The sequence below is a fragment of the Arthrobacter sp. KNU-44 genome (genome assembly GCF_051843155.1).
GTDB lineage: Bacteria > Actinomycetota > Actinomycetes > Actinomycetales > Micrococcaceae > Arthrobacter.
In genome coordinates, this window is record NZ_JBPXNG010000002.1 from 3512043 (window position 1) to 3531094 (window position 19052).

Genomic DNA, 19052 nt, shown 5'->3' on the forward strand with positions numbered 1-19052 from the left:
AGCAAATCCAGTGGAAGCCGATCGCGGGCTATCTAAATACTGGCACTGGGGACCAGTTGGTGTATCTCAAGATCGCGTAGGGGCGGGCTTGTTGATGTCAAAAAATTAACTGAATCAACGACCGGGCATCCATTACTACTCACTCAGTCTAACGTCTGGGCGCGATAATCCCCGGATCCCGGTCCCGGGCCTGCGAACGGAGTGCGCTACGGGATCAGTTCGAAGGTGATTTGGCGGGTTGCAATGTCCGCGTCCAGCAGTTTCACACGGACCTTAGTGCCCGACTCCATTTCGCCGTCGCAACGAGCGGTGACTGCCGGCTCGGCGATCTGGACGATGCCGTAGGGGCCGTGCGGGGCTCCGTTCCCATTGCCATTACCGTTGTTGCCATTGGCGCTGTTCCCGTTACCGTTTCCGTTGTTCTTGGCGGGCTTCGATCCGGAAATCACTACGGCGTCGAATTCCTGTCCGATGTGGTTCACCAGGAGCGCTGCCTCCACCGTGTCCAAGGCCAGGCGTTCCATTTTGGCGGCAAGCTGGTCGGAAGACGCCATGATCACCGGCAGGGTCGGCAAAGCATTCCGGGCCCATGCAGGGATCTCTGTTCCATTACTCAGAGCTTCGCAGATGACCAGCACAAAACGATCGACAAGCCGGCGCAACGGCGCGGTGGTGTGGGCATAGGGTGCCCCGATGGCTGACTGCATGACGCTGCCCGGTACCTCGCCGTCGAAGGGTGTGTAGCCGGCACCACGGAAAAGCAGCCCTGCTGAATGGAGGATGGCCAGTTGCCGGGGGTCCTTGGCATCGAGGGTCCGCAGGTACGCTCCATAGCTCGTCCCCTCGGTCCAGGGCTTGCCGAGCGCCCCCGTTTGCCGTTTGAAATGGAGCAGCGAGCGCTCATCGGGGGCCGGCATGGTGCGCAAAATCCCCACTTTGCCATCGAGCATCAGCTGGGCGGCGGCCATCCCGGTCATGAGCGAAATCTGGGCGTTCCAGTCCTCAACCGGCAGCGAGGGGGCTGCGACGATCCTGTACCCCCCGCCGTCGGGCAGTTGGACGATTTCCTGTTCAGGCATGTTCAGGCTTGCGCCGCCGCGGCGGCGTTCGAGTTCCACCCGCTTGAGCCCGACCTCCTTGAGCAGCTGCAGGATGGGATCAGCCCTTCCGGAATCGATCTCCGCCTGCACACCCTTGTAGCTGAGTTTGGCGCGGCTGCGTACGCTTGCCCGACGCACGGAGACGGTGCGGAACTCTGCCTCGGCATCGAGTTCGAAGTCCCACACGAACGCGCCGCACGTCTGGCCGGCCAACAGGCTTCCGGCATGCTCGCTGATGATCTCGGGGTGCAGCGGTATGCGGCCGTCCGGGGCATAGTACGTTTGCCCGCGGTGGCGGGTCTCGGCGTCGAGCGCTCCTCCCGGGGGTACAAAGGAGGGCACATCGGAGATGGCGTAGAAAACCCTGTAACCATCGCCGGACCTGTCTATAAAGAGGGCCTGGTCGAGATCCGTGGAAGAAGCCGGGTCGATCGTGATGAATGGAACATCCGTGAAGTCCTGCGCCGGCAGGGCGTGTCCGGAAACCGCGGCTTCAGCGTCGCGCAGCGCTTCAGCGGGATAACCTGCGGGCAGCTCGAGTTCAGTCCGCAGCGCCGCCAGCGCTTCCGCAAGCTGGTTCGACGTTTCGCTGACATTCGGGGCTATCCGCTGGTGTGACACGAAAGTCAGGGTAACTCCAAAATCTCGCGGCGTCTCGCTAGGCCGCCGCTGCGTCCAGGGCAGCCAGGAGCGCCTGGGCAGCTGCCGTCGGATCCTGCGCTTCGGTGATTGCCCGCACCACCACGATGCGGCTGGCGCCGGCCCTAACTACCTCTTCCACGTTGCCGAGATCGATCCCGCCGATCGCAAACCAGGGGAGCACGACGCCCCCGACGGTCTCTTCGTCTGCCTGCTTCACCGCGTTGGCAGCGTACTTCACCAGATCGAGCCCGACGGCGGAGCGTCCCGGCTTCGTGGGGGTGGCCCACACCGGCCCGACGCAGAAGTAGTCCAGGCCGCTGCGGCCAGGCGACGCGGCGATGGCGGCGTCAATCTGTTCCGGCGTGTGCGTGGAGAGGCCGATGATGGTGGGGTCGTGGAGCAATTTCCGGGCAGAGCGCAGCGGAATGTCCTTTTGGCCGATATGGAACACCGGCGCGCCGGAGAGGGATGCTACGTCCGCGCGGTCGTTGACTGCCCAGAGACGGCCGTGACGATGGGCCACGGATTGCAGGATCTCCAGGAGTTCGAGTTCTTCCGCCGCTTCAATCGTCTTGTCGCGCAGCTGGATGATGTCCACGCCGCCTTCGAATGCGGCATCGACAAACTGCTCAAAATCACCCTGTGGTTTGCGGGCGTCGGTGCAGAGGTACAGGCGGGCGGTGGTGTGGACATCGTGCTGGGTCATGGAAACAGAGTAGTTCCTCTAAACTGGGCAGGTACCGCGGGAGCCGCGGCGGCAGTCACAATCGCCGCGCGGCTGAGAGGGCTTCAGCGCCGACCGCTTGACCTGATCCGGCTAATACCGGCGTAGGGAAGGACTCCATGGACGAAGTGAACAGCCAGCACGAACCCCTGCGCGCGGATGTCGCGGTGATCGGGGGCGGTGTCATTGGCCTCGGCATCGCGTGGGAAGCCCGCAGATCCGGCCGTTCGGTTGCCCTCATCGATCCCGCACCAGCCAGCGGCGCTACGTTCGCGGCGGCGGGAATGCTGGCGCCGGTCAGCGAATTGCACTACCAGGAAGAGGACCTCCTGGAGCTAATGCTCGAATCGTCGGTATTGTGGCCGGACTTCGAACGCAATGTGACCGGCTCGAGCATCGGCCGCAGCACGGGTTACCGTACGACGCCGACCCTCGCCGTCGGCGCGGACGCTGCGGACCGCCGGGCGCTCGCCGATCTCCGGGATGTCCAGCTGGCCAATGGCCTGGTGGTGGAATCCGTGCGGTTGCGCGAGGCGCGGGAGCGTGAGCCGCTGCTGAGCCCGCAGATTTCCTGCGCCTTCGACATCCCGGGCGACCACCAAGTGGATCCACGCCGGCTTTCGGCCGCGATTCTGGGCGCGCTGGCAGACCACCAGCCCGGCGATTCCAGCTGGATTCCGGGGGCCGATGACGGTTTTGCGATCCACGACACTGCGGCGGGCCTCCTGTGGGAGGACGGGCGCGTCGTCGGGGCCGTGCTCGGCTCAGGAATCGAAGTGCTCGCCACGGAAACAGTGGTAGCCAACGGACTGGATGCCGCCCGCTTGAACGGCCTGCCGGAGGGATTGTCACTCCCGCTGCGTCCGGTCTATGGCGACATACTGCGGTTGCGCGTCCCGGAGCACCTGCAACCCCTGGTCACCGCCACGGTCCGGGGAATGGTGCGCGGAGTGCCCGTCTATATCGTGCCCCGCGACGACGGGACGGTGGTGATCGGCGCGACGCAACGTGAAGACGGCTTGTCGGCGTCCGGGGGATCGGCCAACCCGGTGTCAGCCGGTGGTGTGTACCAATTGCTCCGCGACGCCCAGGTACTTGTCCCGGCTGTGGCCGAACTGGAACTTCTGGAAGCAACTGCCCGAGTGCGCCCGGGCACTCCGGACAATGCACCGCTGCTGGGCCGCGTGGAAGGTCGCGAAAGAACCGTGCCCGGCCTCATCGTGGCCAGCGGCTTCTTCCGCCACGGCGTACTCCTCACTCCGGCAGCGGCGAAGATCTGCGTCGGGCTCATGGACGGCACCGCGGATCCCCGGTGGAACAAATTCCGCCCGGACCGCTTCTCCCACCAGCTTTCAGCGGCACGGGCCTCAACAGACGGCCCATCGGCCGGTACCTCAAATCCCCTTCCGAAGGACCACGCATGAACATCAAATTGAACGGCGCAGACCACACACTGAGCGACGACGCGTCTGTCACCACCCTCGTCAGCCACGTCACCGGACGTGTTGTGGACTCCAGCGGCCAGGCGGCTGACGGACGCAAGATCGGCGTCGCCGTCGCACGCAATTCCGAAGTGGTCCCGCGCAGCCAGTGGGCTGCCACCGCGCTCGCAGAGGGCGACGAACTCGAAATCGTTACCGCAGTACAGGGAGGCTGAACCATGACGACAGCAAGCACACACGAAGCAAGCACCCGAACCGACGCCCTGGTGATCGACGGTGTCGAGTTCGGCTCTCGCCTCATCATGGGCACCGGCGGAGCCCCGAGCCTGGACGGCCTGGGGGCGGCGTTGCTGGCCTCGGGCACCGAACTCACCACCGTTGCCATGCGGAGATACTCGCCGACCGAAACAGGTTCGCTCTTCCAGTTGCTCGTGGACCATGGCATCCGTGTCCTGCCCAACACGGCCGGCTGTTTTACCGCCAAGGATGCTGTCATGACAGCCGAGCTTGCACGGGAGGCGCTGGAAACGGATTGGGTGAAGCTCGAGGTCATCGCCGACGAACAGACGCTGCTGCCTGACGCAGTGGAGCTCGTGGACGCAACGGAGAAGCTGGTGGACCGCGGCTTCAAGGTCTTCGCCTACACCAACGACGACCCCGTGCTGGCGCTTCGATTGGAAAACCTCGGAGCCACAGCGGTGATGCCCTTGGGCGCGCCTATCGGCACCGGACTGGGCATCCTGAATCCCCACAACATCGAACTCATTGTGTCCCGGGCTTCTGTGCCGGTAGTACTCGACGCCGGCATCGGAACCGCGTCCGACGCCGCACTCGCCATGGAGCTCGGTTGCGACGCCGTGCTGCTGGCAACCGCGGTGACCCGTGCGCAGAACCCGGTGCAGATGGGCGAAGCCTTCAAACACGCTGTCATCGCCGGTAGGCTGGCGAAGCAGGCCGGCCGCATCCCGCGCCGGGAACACGCCCTGGCGTCCTCGGCGATGGAAGGCCGGGCCGAGTTCCTCTAGAGGCCTACGCTGGCCGCTCCGGGGATTCCTGCGAATTCCACGTCAGCGAAGGAGCCCCGGATGGCCGGCAAAGATGACATCCTCAGCAAGTCCGCGATCGACGACGCCCTGGCGGAACTGCCGGACTGGCGGTACCGCCTGGGCGGACTCGCCACCGTCTACAAATGCCCGACGTCGGCTGCCGCACTCGAGCTGATTGCCGCCGTCGGGCGCATCGCCGAACAGCAGAACCATCACCCGGACCTGGACTGGCGGTACAACCGGGTGTTCATCCGCTACACCTCCCATGACGCCGGGAGCGAGGTGACCCAACGCGACATCCGGGCGGCCACGAGCGCCAGCGAAGCAGCCGCGGAAGTGGGGGCAGTGGCCAAACCGGAAGCAACCCCTTGAGCCGGATCTGGAGCTAGAGTCGCAGCGCCAGCTAGAGTCGCAGCGCCGCGGTCAGCTGGGTGGTGTCGTGCCGGGTCCGATGACGGCCCAGGAAGTAGGAGGCCACCGCGGCCGCCACGGTTCCAAGAATGACCGGCAGGACCCACGGGATCCACGTCACGCCAGGCTGGTAGCCAAAGCCAAGTTGGATGAAAATCATCCAACTCAGCATGGCGACGGCAACGGAAACACCAGCGGGCAGGGTGATTCCGTACGTGCCACGGTGTTTGTCAGTTCCCCAGACGATGAAGCCTGAGGCGATGGTGGCTAGCGCCACGATGACAAGTGAGAGCATGCGGACTCCTGGCTCGCTGGTGTTCTTGCGTATCGCTTAGAGGGCGCCGAAGCCGACCCGGCGCACTTCCTCGGCGCCGATCTCCACGTATCCGAGGACATTGCCGGGAACGATGACCTGGCGGCCCTTTTCGTCGGTCAGGCGCAGGTCCGTGCCGTTGGCAATGGCCTCGCTTACGATCTTGGCAACAGCCTCGGCGTCGAGAGCGGACTCAAGCGCGATCTCACGGCCAACATTCTGAATGCCGATCTTTACTTCCACAGCGGGGCCTCCCAGCCAATCAAAAATTACTCAGTCCTCTATTTGTAGTCTAGGACTCTTTCGGGAAGCGACTGATTCCGCGCCAAGCTAAACGGTAGATCAGATCGCTGGCGACATCGAGGTCCAGATCGCCGTCGGTTTCGAGCCAATACCGGGCGCTGACCTGCGCCATTCCGGCCAAGCCCCGGCCGAGCAGCTGGGCCTCCAGCGGGGGCAGCTTGGTGTCTTCGGCGATGACCTTGGCGACGGCGTCGGCGAAGGTGCGGTTGAAAGTCTCCAGTCGCGAGCTGACATCCGGGTCATTGATGAGATCGGATTCGAAGACGAGCCGGTGGGCTTGGTCATCGCCCGCGATGAAACGGTAGTAGGCGCGCATGACGGCCTGGACGCGTTCCTTGTTGTCCGACGTCGAATTCAGCGCCGTGAGCATCTGGTCCGTGAGCATGGCCAGGTGGCTGTCGAGGAGGGCCATGTAAAGCTCCCGCTTTGACGGGAAGTGCTGGTACAGCACCGGCTTGCTGACATGGGCGGTCTCGGCGATTTCGTCCATCGCTGCACCATGGAAGCCGTTGGCAACGAAGACTTCCAAGGCGGCGTTCAAGAGCTGGGCCCGGCGCTCATCGCGTGGCAGCCTCGCCGAGCGTGGGGAACCGGTCCGATCTTGTCTGACCTGTGCCTCCTGTTTGATACGTGCACTCTCAGCCACTTGTCTGCCGCCTTTCCTTTGCAGTTATGACCACAATACTGCGCAGTAATATGACCGGGCGGCAGCGGCAGGCATACTTTGGAGTATGGCCACTATTCTTGCTGCCCAAACATTGCCGTCTTCGCTGCCGCCACTTGTGGAACCGGCCGCGGAGCTGACCACCGAAGAGGTCGAACGGTACTCGCGCCACCTCATTATTCCCGAAATCGGAGCGGCCGGTCAGCGCCGGCTCAAGAACGCAAAAGTACTCGTGATCGGTGCAGGCGGACTGGGCTCTCCGGCGTTGCTGTACCTGGCCGCCGCCGGCGTGGGGACGCTCGGAATCGTGGACGACGACGACGTCGACCTCAGCAACCTGCAACGCCAGATCATCCACGGCGTGGGCGATGTGGGTCGGCCGAAGATCGAATCGGCACGTGACGCCATCAAGGAACTCAATCCGCTGGTCAACGTGCAGCTTCACAACGTGCGCCTGGACTCCTCCAACGCTTTGGAGATTTTCTCCGGCTACGACCTCATCCTGGATGGCGCAGACAATTTCGCCACCCGATACCTGGTCAACGATGCTGCCGCGATCCTCGGCAAACCATACGTCTGGGGATCCATTTTCCGCTTCGACGGCCAGGTCAGCGTGTTCTGGGAGAAGCATGGACCCAGCTACCGCGATCTCTATCCCGAGGCCCCTCCTGCAGGCTCCGTCCCGTCCTGCGGCGAAGGCGGCGTGTTCGGCATGCTGTGCGCTGCTGTCGGCTCGCTCATGGTGACGGAGGCAGTCAAGCTGATCACCGGCGTCGGGCGCTCCATGCTGGGACGCGTAGCGCTCTTCGACGCCCTCGGCGGCAGCTGGCGCGAAATCAAGGTTTCGAAAGACCCGGAGGCCGAGCCGATCACCGAATTGACCGACTACGAAGCTTTCTGCGGCATCACCCCGGCGCCCGCAGGCGACTCGGTTCGGACTGTCACGGCCACCGAACTTTCCGGGATGCTCGAGGCCCGCGCGGCGGGGGAAAGCGACTTTGAACTGGTGGATGTCCGCGAGATCGGTGAACACGAGATTGTGAACATCGACGGTTCGGTGCTTATCCCGCAGGGACGCATCCTGGCGGGAGAGGCCTGGACGGAACTGCCGCAAGACAAAGAGATCGTGTTCCACTGCAAGGGCGGTACCCGTTCCGCTGCGGTGCTCGCGGCCGCACAGCGCGCTGGCTACACGCGCGTGAGCCACCTCGACGGCGGGATCCTTGCGTGGGTGCGCGACGTCGAGCCGGGCAAACCGGTTTACTGAACCCAGACGCTGGTGAACACGAAAGGTCCGATATGAGCGAGGAATCCATGACCACACCGCAACACCCCATCGGATCGGGATTCGGCCACGGCTCCAAGGCATCGGAGGTTGTGGCGGGAGTGGACCTCCGCGGCAAGACGGCAATCGTCACGGGAGGCTATTCCGGGCTCGGTCTGGAAACGGTGCGGGCCTTGTCCTTCGCTGGCGCCACGGTCACGGTTCCGGCCCGCCGTCCGGAACACGCCAGGGAAGTCCTCGCCGCGGCCGGCCTGGCCCGGGAGCAAGTGACCGTGGAAGCCTTGGATCTGGCCGATCAGCAGGCCGTGAAGGATTTCGCGGCACGCTTCCTGGCGTCGAACCCAACCCTGGACATCCTGATCAACAACGCCGCCATCATGGCGAGCCCGGAACAACGCGTGGGCCCCGGCTGGGAATCCCAATTCGCCACCAACCACTTGGGCCACTTCACCCTTCTCAACACTTTGTGGCCAGCGCTGGCGGCTGCCGGTTCGGCACGTGTGGTCTCCTTGTCCTCCACGGGACACAAACTCTCGCCGATCCGTTTTGAGGACATCAATTTCGAGACCGGTTACGACAAATGGAAGGCCTACGGCCAGGCAAAGACCGCAAATGCGCTATTCGCCGTGGAGCTGGACCGCCTGGGTAAATCCGCCGGGGTGCGGGCCTTCGCGGTCCATCCCGGCGGCATCATGACCGAGCTCCAGCGCTACCTTCCGCGTGAAGAGATGGTCGCGGCGGGTTGGATGGACGACGCAGGCAACGTCCGGGAGGGTTTCAAGACTCCGGAGCAGGGGGCTGCCACGTCCACGTGGGCAGCCACGTCCTCGGCCCTGGCGGGCATGGGCGGGGTGTATTGCGAAGACTGCGACATCGCCAAGCCCACGGACCCGGCCTCGCCGCTCGCGCGTTACCAAGGAGTGGATGCGCACGCAGTGGATCCGGAAGCCGCAACAAGGCTGTGGGCTGTGTCTGCAGAAATGACGGGCGTCAACGCCTTCGCATAGGACCCGGGCGGGGGCTAGGCGCTTTCAGCCTGCTGGGATGCCTGTTCGTGGTCTACGGGGCATTCAGCTGCTGGAGCCGCGGCAATCGGCTGCTCCACCTGGATGCCATATAAGGCCTCAAGGGCTGCGACATAATCGTCTTGCTGCCCGTTGGCGGCAAGTTCACGCGCGCGGACCGTGGGGATGTGGAGCAGTTGCTTGACCATGCGGCGGAGCGCGAACTCGACTTCTTCAGCCGCAGCGGTGCAGCCGTGCCGGGCCCGGACTTTTTCCATCTCGGCGTCGAGCACGTTCATGGTGTGGCGGCGCAGTGCCACAATGGCCGAGTCGACTGACCGCGCTTCGCGCTCCTGCTCGAAGGCGTCTGCCGCACCGGAAACAATGGTGCTCGCTTGCGCCAGCGACTCCGCTTGTTCCTGGGGCGCCGCGAGCCGCACGGATTCGAGCGTCAGGAGCTCGACGCCGTCGAGCTCGCCCACCGCGGGGTCGAAGTCGTGAGTGAGCGCGAGGTCGATCGCGATGAGCGTCTGGGTAGAAAGTGCACGGACCTTGGCGAGCTCTTCGGCCTCAACGCGGGTGTCCGATCCGCTGCAACCGATCATGACATCGGCGGCAGCGACGGCGGCAGGAAGGGTTTCGGCGTCGAGCGCGGTTCCGCCGCGGGTCGCCACGAAAGCCTCGGCCCGGCCGGAAGACGAGTAAACGGAGACGTCGGTGCAGCCGCGATCGCGAAGCAGCGACATAGTGGCCCCTGCGTAGGCCCCGGTCCCGAAGACAACTACCTTCTTGGTGCTCCAGTCGGCGTTCTCTGAGAGGTCCGTAGCGAGGTCCAGGGCAACTGAAACTATGGACAAGCCCCGCGAACCGAGGGCGGTCTGGGCCCCGACGTCCTTTGCCGTCTTGGAGGCAGCCTGGAACAAGCGGACCAGCCCGGAACTCGCGGTTCCTTCGTGCTGGGCAGTGATGAGGGCGCGGCGCACTTGGCCGGCGATTTCGCGTTCGCCGACGACGGCGGAGTCCAGTCCGGCGCTGACGGCGAAGAGGTGCCTGCTGACCTCAGGGCCGGTGCGGGTGCTGAAGGCGCGCGAGACGAGCTGCTCGTTGAGTCCGCTCAAGCCACTGATCTGCGTGACGAGCGCCGAGCGGGCAGCCTCAAGGTTCTCGACATGCGGCGTTTCGCCGTAGATTTCGTAGCGGTTGCAGGTGGCCAGGACCACGGCGCCGGAGACAAGTTGGGAATCGGCCAAAGCGGACGAGGCAACCTCGGATGAACCGTTGCTCAACTGAGCGACGGTTTCAAGATCGATGTCGGCGTGTGTAGCCACCAATGAGAAAAGAACCACAGCAAAGCAATCATAGCTTTTTCGGCGCCATGTAGAACAACGCTCGCGAGTGGTTCTCCGCACTGTCCGGAGTGACGCCCGTCACCTCGCAATGTGCGGGACAGGCTGTCGTTATCTTTTGATCCCGATCTTCGGCACAATCGAAGGCATGACTTCCAGTTCCGCACTGCCTCATTCTGTGTCGGCCAACGGCGTTTCCGGCACCGCCGCCTCGAGCCTTGATGCAAGCCACCCGCTCATGGATGGCCGCACCGCAGACTCCCCGCTGATCCAGGCATACCGTGGAGGCAAGCCGTCCCGCCGTCCCGTGTGGTTCATGCGACAGGCCGGCCGCTCGTTGCCGGAGTACCTCAAAGTCCGTGAAGGGGTGGCGATGCTGGACTCCTGCCTGCGTCCCGAGCTCGCCTCCGAGATCACTTTGCAGCCGGTCCGCCGCCATGATGTTGATGCAGCCATCTTCTTCTCGGATATCGTCATTCCCCTCAAGCTGGCGGGCGTCGGCGTGGACATCGTTCCCGGCGTCGGTCCTGTCCTGGACAAGCCCGTCCGCACGGTCGCTGACGTGGCCGCCTTGCCGCAGCTGACGTGGGAAGCCCTCGAGCCGATCCGCGAGGCCGTGCGCCTGACGGTGGCGGAGCTCGGCACCACACCCCTGATCGGCTTCGCCGGTGCGCCGTTCACGCTCGCCGCGTACATGGTGGAAGGCAAGCCTTCCCGTGACCACCTCGGTCCGCGCACCATGATGCACGCCGATCCGGAAACCTGGACCGCGCTGGCCAACTGGGCAGCCGACGCTTCCGGCATGTTCCTGCGGGCCCAACTGGAAGCGGGCGCCTCTGCGGGGCAACTGTTCGACTCCTGGGCCGGTTCCCTTGGCCTGGCCGACTACGCCAAGTACGTTGCTCCCGCCTCCACACGCGCCCTTGACCATGTCCGCCACCTCGGTGCGCCGCTGGTCCACTTCGGTACGGGAACGTCCGAGTTGCTCGTCGCGATGCGCGACGTCGGCGTGGACGTCGTAGGGGTGGACTACCGGCTGCCGCTTGACGAGGCAAACCGGCGCCTAGGTGGAACCGTGCCCCTGCAGGGCAACATTGACCCCGCGCTGCTTTCGGCGCCGTGGGAAGTCCTGGAAGCCCACGTCCGCGAGGTAATCGCCGCCGGTTCCGCAGCCCCAGGCCACGTCCTCAACCTCGGCCACGGTGTGCCTCCGGAGACGGACCCCGCGGTCCTGACCCGGGTAGTGGAACTCATCCACTCGATCCCGGCAGGGTAGCCGGCATGCGCGGCGGTCACCCACAGCCCGAACACACCAGGCCCGAACACGCGCTTCCCGGCGGTTCAGCAGCTGGCTTGACGGCCGTCGTCGTGGGCGGCGGCATTTCCGGCCTGCTCGCCGCCCGTGTACTGGCCAAGGCGGGCATCGCTGTCACCGTGCTCGAAGCGGGCGACTCGTGGGGCGGCTGCGTGGGAAGCCACGAGGTTGGCGGCCTTGAGCTGGACAGTGGAGCGGAGTCCTTCGCCACGCGCTCCACTGCCGTGGCCGATCTCGCCCGCGATCTCGGGCTTGGCGACAACATCGTGGCGCCCCATCCGGGAGGGGCCTGGGTGCAGTTGCCCGACGGTCCGCAGGAACTGCCCAAGACCGGAGTGCTCGGAATTCCGGCGAACCCCTGGGACCCCGAAGTCCGGCGTTCCTTGGGCTTCGCAGGCTCCTTGCGGGCCTCGCTCGACCGCTACCTGCCCGCATCAATAGGCACCTCCGACGAGGTCACCAGCGTCTCCTCGTTGGTCCGGGCACGGATGGGCAAACGGGTGCTCGATCGGCTCGTGGCACCCGTCGTCGGGGGAGTGCACTCCGCGGATCCCGCACTGCTCGACGTCGACATGGTGGCCCCGGGACTACGCGCGGCACTGCGCGAGCACCGTTCGTTGGCCGCTGCGGTGGCCAGCCAGCGCGCAGCCGGTTCAAAGCGAAACGGGAGCGGAGCGGCGAAGGCCGGATCCGCCGTCGGCGGCTTGAAAGGCGGAATGAGCACCTTGGTTTCCGCCCTCGGGGCGGAGCTGCGTTCGGAGGGAGTCGCCCTCGTCTCCGGCGCCCGGGTGGATTCAATCACCCGCACTGAAAGCGGTTGGCAGGCCACCGCGGCGGGCACAACGTACGACGCCGGGCGGCTCGTGGTGGCGCTCGACGGTCCGGCCGCCGTCGGGCTGCTGGAGGAGGCGCTTCCGGAGCTGTCCGCGCTGCGTCCGGCCGCGGGCCCCTTGGTGAGCCTCGTGACCTTGGTGGTCGACGTGCCTGAACTGGACCGCCGTCCCCGCGGCACCGGCATTCTCGTCGCTCCGCAAACCGAGGGGATCGAGGCGAAAGCGCTCACGCATGCCACGGCAAAGTGGGACTGGCTGGCGGAAGAAGCCGGCCCCGGCACGCACGTGCTGCGCCTGTCCTATGGGCGGGGCGAGGGAGCGGACCCCCCTGGATCGGCGGCCGCGCTGGATGACGATGCCCTGTTTGAGGCTGCGCTCCGCGACGCCTCGGCCTTGCTGACGGTGCCCATTGTCCGCGAAGACGTGCTCGATTGGGACATTGTCCGCTGGGCCGGTGCCTTGCCGTTCGCCGCCGTCGGTCATAAACAGCGCGTTGCCGAGGTGCGGCGCATCTGCGCCGAAGCAGAGGGTCTGTCGGTTGTGGGCGGCTGGCTTGCCGGAAACGGCCTGGCTGCCGTGGTATCCGACACCTCCGCGCAAATCGACGCAATTTTGTGAAATGCACCACTTCTACGCATTGTAGAAGTGGTGCATTTCGACTTAGTGGCATCCACGGGGCAGACTTGTACCATGAGCCACACTTCTGCCGAATCTGTCACTAAAACTGCCGAATCCGAAGAGCAGTTCTTTACGCTGTGGACCGTCTTCAAGCGGTCGGACGATGTCCTGCGCAGCGCCGATGCTGTCCAGGATTTCGAGCAGCTGGCTGCCAAGCTCGCCGAGGACGGCGTTGTCCTCCGCGGAAGCTACGACGTATCCGCCATGCGTTCCGACGCCGACATCATGGTGTGGCTCCACGGAGCCAAGCCCGAGGCCCTGCAACAGGCCGTCCGTGACATCCGCCGCAGCGCGCTGTTCGCCGGCACAGAGATCGTCTGGTCCGCCATGGGCGTCCACCGCGAAGCCGAATTCGCCAAAAACCACGTTCCTGCCTATGCCCGCGGCGTCGAGCCCAGCACCTGGCTCTGCGTCTACCCGTTCGTGCGCTCCTACGAGTGGTACATCCTGCCGGCCGAAGAGCGTGGAAAGATGCTGCGCGACCACGGCATGCTGGGCCGCGACTTCCCCCAGGTCATCTCCAACACCGTGTCCTCGTTCGCCTTGGGCGACTGGGAGTGGATCCTTGGCCTGGAAGCACCCGAACTCGTTGACCTGGTCGACCTCATGCGCCACCTGCGGGCCACAGACGCCCGCAACCACGTCCGCGAGGAAATCCCGTTCTACACCGGTCGCCGCATCACCGCCGCGGAGATCGCCGAGGTCCTCGCGTGAGCGGCCGCCACTCCGCCGGTCCGGCCAGCCTCACCGAGGTCAATGACGTCACCGAGGCCGGACGCATGGCCCCCAAAGAGTACGACGCCGTCCTCCTCGCCTCGTTCGGCGGGCCCGAAGGCCAGGACGACGTCATTCCCTTCCTGCGCAATGTGACCCGTGGCCGCGGCATCCCGGATGAGCGTCTGGAAGAGGTGTCCCACCACTACCGCGCCTTTGGCGGGATCAGCCCCATCAACCAGCAAAACAGGAACCTCAAGGCCGCCCTCGAGGCAGAGCTTGCGGCACGCGGCATCAGCCTGCCTGTGCTGTGGGGCAACCGCAACTGGGATCCCTACATCCCGCAAACGCTCCAGGAAGCCTACGACGCCGGCCACCGCAAGCTGTTGATGGTCACCACCAGTGCTTACTCCTGTTACTCCAGCTGCCGCCAATACCGCGAGGACATCGGCATTGCGCTGACGGAGACCGGCCTTGACGGCAAACTCGAGGTGGACAAGGTCCGCCAGTACTTCGACCACCCTGGCTTCGTCGAACCATTCGTGGAAGGAACGGCTGCCGGACTTGCCGAGGTCAAGGAGAAATTGGCCGCGGCCGGTCTCCAGGACGCTCCGGTCCACATCCTGTTTGCAACGCACTCCATTCCTACCCGCGACGCCGAGGCCGCCGGGCGTTCGGACGCCGAGCCCCGCGAGTTCGAGCAGGACTCGGCTTATGTGGCCCAACACCTGGCCGCCGGCGCCGAGGTTGTTCGGCGGGTTGAAGCCGAATCCGGACTCACCGCGCCATGGTCCTTGGTGTACCAGTCCCGTTCGGGCGCGCCGAGTGTTCCATGGCTTGAGCCGGACATCAACGATGCCATCGAGGAACTGGCCGGCCAAGGGATCAAGGGCGTCGTGATCGTTCCGCTCGGTTTCGTCTCCGACCACATGGAAGTGGCCTGGGACCTGGACACCGAGGCCTTGGAAACGTGCAAGAACCTCGGGCTCACCGCGACCCGCGTCCCCACGCCGGGAACCCACCGCAAGTTCGTTTCCGGCTTGGTGGACCTCATTTGCGAGCGGACCGCAGCCAACAACATCGCCGATCGCCCTGCCATGACCGGGCTGGGACCGTGGTACGACATCTGCCGTCCCGGCTGCTGCGCCAACTTCCGTGGAGAGAAGCCCACGATTGCGGGTGCGGACACCACAGTAGGCACCGGACATGATGCCTACCCCATAGGAGAAAGCGCGAAATGACCGTACGGATCGGCACCCGCGCGAGCAAGCTCGCGCTCACCCAGAGCCAGCAGGCCGCGGACCAGCTGGCCGCCGTCGGTGGCTTTCCCGTTGAACTGGTGCGCATCAAGACCGAAGGCGATGTCCGGACGGGCTCGCTGTCCCAGATGGGCGGCACCGGAGTATTCGTCGCAGCCCTTCGCGAAGCGCTGTTGGAGAACGCGTGCGACGTCGCGGTGCACTCCCTGAAGGATCTCCCCACGGGTGCGGCACCGGGACTCACGATTGCCGCAACGCCCAAGCGCGTCGACGTCCGGGACGCCTTGTGCGCCCGTGACGGTCTCAAGTTGGCGGATCTTCCGGCCGGCGCACGGGTCGGTACCGGCTCGCCGCGCCGCGCTGCGCAGCTGCGCGCCGCCCGCCCGGATCTCGACGTCGTGGACATCCGCGGCAACGTGGACACCCGGCTGGGCCGCGTTCCGGGGCTCGCCGGCAATGCGGAAGATTCACCCGGCGATCTCGACGCCGTCGTCCTCGCCGCGGCGGGACTGGAACGGATCAGCAGGCTCGACGTCGTGACGGAGTTCTTTGAGACCGACGTCATGCTTCCCGCCCCCGGACAGGGCTCACTTGCGATCGAGTGCCGCACCGTCGACGCTCCAGGACAATCCGGCTCCGCCGAAAGTTCCCAGGGCGCCCTAGCCCAGGCCCTGGCCGCACTCAATGATGAAGACACCCGGCTGGCCGTCACCGCGGAGCGGGCCGTCCTGGCCCGCCTCGAAGCCGGCTGTGCTGCGCCCGTAGGCGCATACGCTTACCGCAAGGGCAGCATGCTGTACCTTGAAGCCATTGTCTGCGCCGTGGACGGGAGCAAATCGGTGCGCGAGAAAAAGGCCACCGACGGACTCACTGAGGTGGGCGCCACGTTGCTGGGCATCGAAGTCGCCGAGCTCCTGCTTGCCGCAGGTGCTGCGGACATCGCAGATCTTGCAGCGTCCCGATAACCGGAGCCAACAGGAGACCATGGGGCGGCACAGCGCGGTGAAGTCGGGGGAGGCCCGGGTCCTTGAAGGCGCCCGGGTTCTTGTGACGCGCAGCCCTGATCGTGCCGCCCCGCTCGTCAGCGCCCTGCGGGAAGCCGGCGCCGAGCCGCTCTTGTTGCCCTTGATCGACTTTGAGCGTGCCCGCGACCAGCATTCCCTCGAGGTCGCCTTGGACGCCCTCCTCGCGGGAGCGTACGGCTGGCTGGTGGTCAGCAGCATCACCACGGTGCGCGCCCTGAAGGAAAAAGCGGCCGAGCGTCGCTTGGAGTTGAAGGACCTGATTCCGGCTTCCGTCCGGATCGCGACGATTGGTCCGTCGAGCCGGCGGGTCCTCGAAGCGGAGGGCATTCCCGTGGACCTCGCGCCGGAAGCCGTCCAGTCTGCCGCGGGACTCGTGGCCGTCTGGCCTACAGGCCCGGCCAGTGTGCTGTTGCCCCAAGCGGACATCGCCGACGCGATGTTGGCGGAGGGGATCGTAGCCAAGGGAGCCGCGGTCCAGTCAGTGACGGCATACCACACCGTGGACTACCCGGCGGCCCCCGAACGCAGGCTGACTGCTGCCTTGGTAGCGGCGAACGGCTGGAAAACAGGGGCGGGATCCGGGGCGCCGGAGCTCACCCCCGAAGCCGCCAAGGCCGAACTTTCCGGAGGCCGGCTCCACGCCGTCGTCGCAGCTTCACCCAGTGCGGCACGCCGCATCCACGCCTCGCTGGGGCCTCTGCAGGATTGCCGCTTTATTGCGATCGGGCGCTCGACGGCGGCAGAGGCCGCCGCTCTCGGCATCCCGGTCGCGGCAACCGCCAAGGAACCCACACCCGACGGCATCGTGACCGCCCTACGCACCGTATTCGCCACCGAAGGGAACGAAAGTTGAGCTTTCCAAACCACCGGCCCCGCCGGCTCCGCACCACCCCAGCCATGCGCCGGATGACCGCAGAACACCGTCTGGCCCCCGCCGACCTCATCCTGCCGGCCTTCATTCGTGAAGGGCTCAGCGAACCGGCTCCGATCAGCTCCATGCCCGGTGTTGTGCAGCACACCACCGACTCGCTCAAGCGCGCCGCTGCGGAAGCCGTGGAACTCGGTGTCAGCGGCATCATGCTGTTCGGTGTCCCGGCCGTCCGAGATGCCCGGGGAACTGCCTCCCTGGATCCGGACGGCGTGCTGAACAAAGCCATCCGCGACGTCCGGGCGGAAGTTGGCGATGACCTGGTTGTCATGGGCGACGTGTGCCTCGACGAATTCACCGACCACGGCCACTGCGGCGTTCTGGACGCCAACGGCTACGTTGACAACGACGCCACCCTCGAAATCTACGCTCAAATGGCCGTAGCCCAGGCCGACGCCGGTGCCCACGTCCTGGGGCCGTCCGGGATGATGGATGGCCAGATCGCCGTGATTCGCCAGGCCCTTGAAGAGGCCGGACACCAGAACACCGCGCTTCTGGCCTACGCGGCGAAGTACGCCTCCGCCTTCTACGGCCCATTCCGCGAAGCCGTGGACTCGCAGCTCAAGGGTGACCGTCGGACGTACCAGATGGATGCCGCCAACCGCCGCGAAGCCATCATCGAGGTGGAACTCGACCTCGAAGAGGGCGCCGACATGGTGATGGTCAAGCCGGCCATGAGCTACCTCGACATCCTCGCCGACGTCGCCGCCATGAGCCCGGTTCCCGTGGCGGCCTACCAAATCTCCGGCGAGTACGCCATGATCGAAGCGGCTGCCGCGAACGGCTGGATCGATCGCCGCGGCGCCATCACAGAATCCGTGCTCGGCATCAAGCGGGCCGGCGCCGACATGGTGCTGACGTACTGGGCCTCCGAGCTTGCCGGCTGGCTTAAGGAGTCCTGATGACAGATAACGCTTCCACTCCCACGGCCCCTGTTGGAGCTACGGAGATCCTCCTCGGACTGAATACTTTCGGTGACGCCGGGGTGGACGCCGGCGGCAACCCGAAACCGCATGCACAGGTTTTGCGGGAGCTGCTGGCGGAAGCGGATCTGGCGGACGCCGTGGGGCTTCATGCATTCGGGGTTGGGGAGCACCATCGCCGCGACTTCGCTGTCTCGGCGCCCGAAGTGTTCCTGGCGGCCGCCGCCGCCCGGACATCGCAGATCAAACTCGGTTCGGCGGTCACCGTGCTCAGCTCAGACGACCCCATCAGGGTCTTCCAGCGCTTCTCGACCGTTGACGCGATCTCAAACGGTCGTGCGGAGGTGATGCTGGGCCGCGGCTCCTTCGTGGAATCGTTCCCCCTATTCGGGCTGGACCTGGCGGACTACGAAGTCCTGTTCGAGGAGAAGCTGGAACTCTTCGACAAGGTCCGGGCGCAGAAGCCCGTGTATTGGGAAGGCCGTACCCGGCCGAACGTGAACGGAATGAGCGTTTTTCCGCCGCTGGAACACCACTTGCTGCCAACGTGGATCGGTGTGGGTGGAACCCCCGAGTCGGTGCTGCGCTGCGCCCAATACGGCTATCCGATTATCTTCGCCATCATCGGCGGGGAGCCGCGCCGTTTTGCCCCCTTGGTGGACCTGTACCGCGAGGCAATGGAAAAATATGGGCACCCCATGCAGCAGATTGCCACCCACTCGCCCGGCTACGTCGCTCCCACCGACGAGCAGGCCCGGGAGGAACTGTTCCCGCATTGGCTGGCCCAGCGCAACCGCATCGGCGCGGAACGCGGCTGGGGACCGGCGAGCAGGGGCGAGTTCGACGCCATGTGCGGACCTGAGGGAGCACTTTACGTGGGTTCCCCGGAAACGGTCGCCCGGAAGATCGTTTTGCTGAAGCGGAACCTCGGCGTCGACCGTTTCGACCTCAAATACAGCAACGGAACCCTGCCCCACGAATCCATGATGCGCTGCATAGAACTCTTCGGCACCGTGGTGGCCCCACTGGTGGCCAAGGAGCTTGCCGACGCCTGAACGCGGCTGAACCGTCTTTGCCGGCGCCTGAGCCGTCCCGAA

General features: G+C 65.5%; 20 protein-coding genes and 1 riboswitch. Of the genes, 14 read left to right on the forward strand and 6 right to left on the reverse strand.

Features of this window, described 5'->3' with window-relative positions:
* Window positions 1-206: 206 nt before the first annotated feature.
* Window positions 207-1721, reverse strand: coding sequence for an RNB domain-containing ribonuclease (locus ACSVHC_RS17515; protein WP_437770899.1), 1515 nt, complete (start codon window positions 1719-1721; stop codon window positions 207-209).
* A gap of 37 nt (window positions 1722-1758) precedes the next feature.
* Entirely contained in the window at window positions 1759-2448 is a 690-nt protein-coding gene (gene thiE, locus ACSVHC_RS17520) for a thiamine phosphate synthase (RefSeq protein ID WP_437770898.1), read from the reverse strand.
* A gap of 26 nt (window positions 2449-2474) precedes the next feature.
* Window positions 2475-2594, forward strand: a riboswitch (TPP riboswitch).
* Here thiE and thiO point away from each other — a divergent pair.
* From thiO to ACSVHC_RS17540, 4 genes are all read left to right on the forward strand, one after another.
* Window positions 2586-3890: a glycine oxidase ThiO gene (thiO, locus tag ACSVHC_RS17525; RefSeq protein ID WP_439181161.1), complete on the forward strand. Its 1305-nt coding sequence runs from the start codon at window positions 2586-2588 to the stop codon at window positions 3888-3890. (Overlaps the previous riboswitch by 9 nt.)
* Entirely contained in the window at window positions 3887-4123 is a 237-nt protein-coding gene (gene thiS / locus ACSVHC_RS17530) for a sulfur carrier protein ThiS (protein WP_345449115.1), read from the forward strand. Before thiO ends, thiS begins: the two co-directional genes overlap by 4 nt.
* Before the next feature lie 3 nt (window positions 4124-4126).
* Window positions 4127-4933 carry a thiazole synthase gene (locus ACSVHC_RS17535; protein WP_345449114.1) on the forward strand — a complete coding sequence of 269 codons (807 nt, stop codon included), beginning with the start codon at window positions 4127-4129 and terminating at the stop codon, window positions 4931-4933.
* Window positions 4934-4993: 60 nt separating this feature from the next.
* A complete protein-coding gene (locus ACSVHC_RS17540; RefSeq protein WP_437770896.1) occupies window positions 4994-5326 on the forward strand; it encodes a 4a-hydroxytetrahydrobiopterin dehydratase in 333 nt (110 codons plus the stop codon).
* Between the two features lie 31 nt (window positions 5327-5357).
* On the opposite strand, the gene ACSVHC_RS17545 is transcribed toward ACSVHC_RS17540, so the two are convergent.
* From ACSVHC_RS17545 to ACSVHC_RS17555, 3 genes are read right to left on the reverse strand one after another with little or no spacing between them, the layout of a single operon-like run.
* Window positions 5358-5660 carry a hypothetical protein gene (locus ACSVHC_RS17545; protein ID WP_437770895.1) on the reverse strand — a complete coding sequence of 101 codons (303 nt, stop codon included), beginning with the start codon at window positions 5658-5660 and terminating at the stop codon, window positions 5358-5360.
* Between the two features lie 36 nt (window positions 5661-5696).
* The gene (locus ACSVHC_RS17550; protein WP_059387503.1) at window positions 5697-5921 is read right to left on the reverse strand and encodes a DUF3107 domain-containing protein; all 225 of its coding nucleotides are present in this window, start codon (window positions 5919-5921) and stop codon (window positions 5697-5699) included.
* A gap of 49 nt (window positions 5922-5970) precedes the next feature.
* Entirely contained in the window at window positions 5971-6627 is a 657-nt protein-coding gene (locus ACSVHC_RS17555; RefSeq protein WP_415983880.1) for a TetR/AcrR family transcriptional regulator, read from the reverse strand.
* A gap of 85 nt (window positions 6628-6712) precedes the next feature.
* On the opposite strand from ACSVHC_RS17555, the gene moeB reads away from it, so the two are divergent.
* Both moeB and ACSVHC_RS17565 read left to right on the forward strand, forming a co-directional pair.
* Window positions 6713-7912: a molybdopterin-synthase adenylyltransferase MoeB gene (gene moeB / locus ACSVHC_RS17560; protein WP_437770894.1), complete on the forward strand. Its 1200-nt coding sequence runs from the start codon at window positions 6713-6715 to the stop codon at window positions 7910-7912.
* A gap of 47 nt (window positions 7913-7959) precedes the next feature.
* On the forward strand, window positions 7960-8937 hold the full coding sequence (locus tag ACSVHC_RS17565) for an SDR family NAD(P)-dependent oxidoreductase (protein ID WP_437770893.1): 978 nt from the start codon (window positions 7960-7962) through the stop codon (window positions 8935-8937).
* Window positions 8938-8951: 14 nt separating this feature from the next.
* Here ACSVHC_RS17565 and ACSVHC_RS17570 read toward each other — a convergent pair whose 3' ends face one another.
* On the reverse strand, window positions 8952-10280 hold the full coding sequence (locus ACSVHC_RS17570; protein ID WP_437770892.1) for a glutamyl-tRNA reductase: 1329 nt from the start codon (window positions 10278-10280) through the stop codon (window positions 8952-8954).
* A gap of 148 nt (window positions 10281-10428) precedes the next feature.
* Between ACSVHC_RS17570 and hemE the strand changes: the two genes are divergently transcribed.
* The 8 genes from hemE (at window position 10429) to ACSVHC_RS17610 (ending at window position 19010) form a co-directional block, all read left to right on the forward strand.
* Complete coding sequence (hemE, locus tag ACSVHC_RS17575; protein WP_437770891.1) at window positions 10429-11556, forward strand: uroporphyrinogen decarboxylase; 1128 nt, start codon at window positions 10429-10431, stop codon at window positions 11554-11556.
* Between the two features lie 5 nt (window positions 11557-11561).
* The gene (hemG, locus tag ACSVHC_RS17580; protein ID WP_439181162.1) at window positions 11562-13046 is read left to right on the forward strand and encodes a protoporphyrinogen oxidase; all 1485 of its coding nucleotides are present in this window, start codon (window positions 11562-11564) and stop codon (window positions 13044-13046) included.
* Window positions 13047-13118: 72 nt separating this feature from the next.
* A complete protein-coding gene (hemQ, locus tag ACSVHC_RS17585; RefSeq protein ID WP_437770889.1) occupies window positions 13119-13820 on the forward strand; it encodes a hydrogen peroxide-dependent heme synthase in 702 nt (233 codons plus the stop codon).
* 65 nt (window positions 13821-13885) lie between these two features.
* The gene (locus ACSVHC_RS17590; protein WP_437774069.1) at window positions 13886-15061 is read left to right on the forward strand and encodes a ferrochelatase; all 1176 of its coding nucleotides are present in this window, start codon (window positions 13886-13888) and stop codon (window positions 15059-15061) included.
* On the forward strand, window positions 15058-16044 hold the full coding sequence (gene hemC, locus ACSVHC_RS17595) for a hydroxymethylbilane synthase (RefSeq protein ID WP_437770888.1): 987 nt from the start codon (window positions 15058-15060) through the stop codon (window positions 16042-16044). Before ACSVHC_RS17590 ends, hemC begins: the two co-directional genes overlap by 4 nt.
* A gap of 19 nt (window positions 16045-16063) precedes the next feature.
* Complete coding sequence (locus tag ACSVHC_RS17600; RefSeq protein ID WP_437770887.1) at window positions 16064-16957, forward strand: uroporphyrinogen-III synthase; 894 nt, start codon at window positions 16064-16066, stop codon at window positions 16955-16957.
* Complete coding sequence (gene hemB, locus ACSVHC_RS17605; protein WP_284751590.1) at window positions 16954-17934, forward strand: porphobilinogen synthase; 981 nt, start codon at window positions 16954-16956, stop codon at window positions 17932-17934. Before ACSVHC_RS17600 ends, hemB begins: the two co-directional genes overlap by 4 nt.
* A complete protein-coding gene (locus ACSVHC_RS17610; RefSeq protein WP_437770886.1) occupies window positions 17934-19010 on the forward strand; it encodes an LLM class flavin-dependent oxidoreductase in 1077 nt (358 codons plus the stop codon). The genes hemB and ACSVHC_RS17610 overlap by 1 nt, the downstream gene beginning before the upstream one ends.
* Window positions 19011-19052 lie beyond the last annotated feature (42 nt).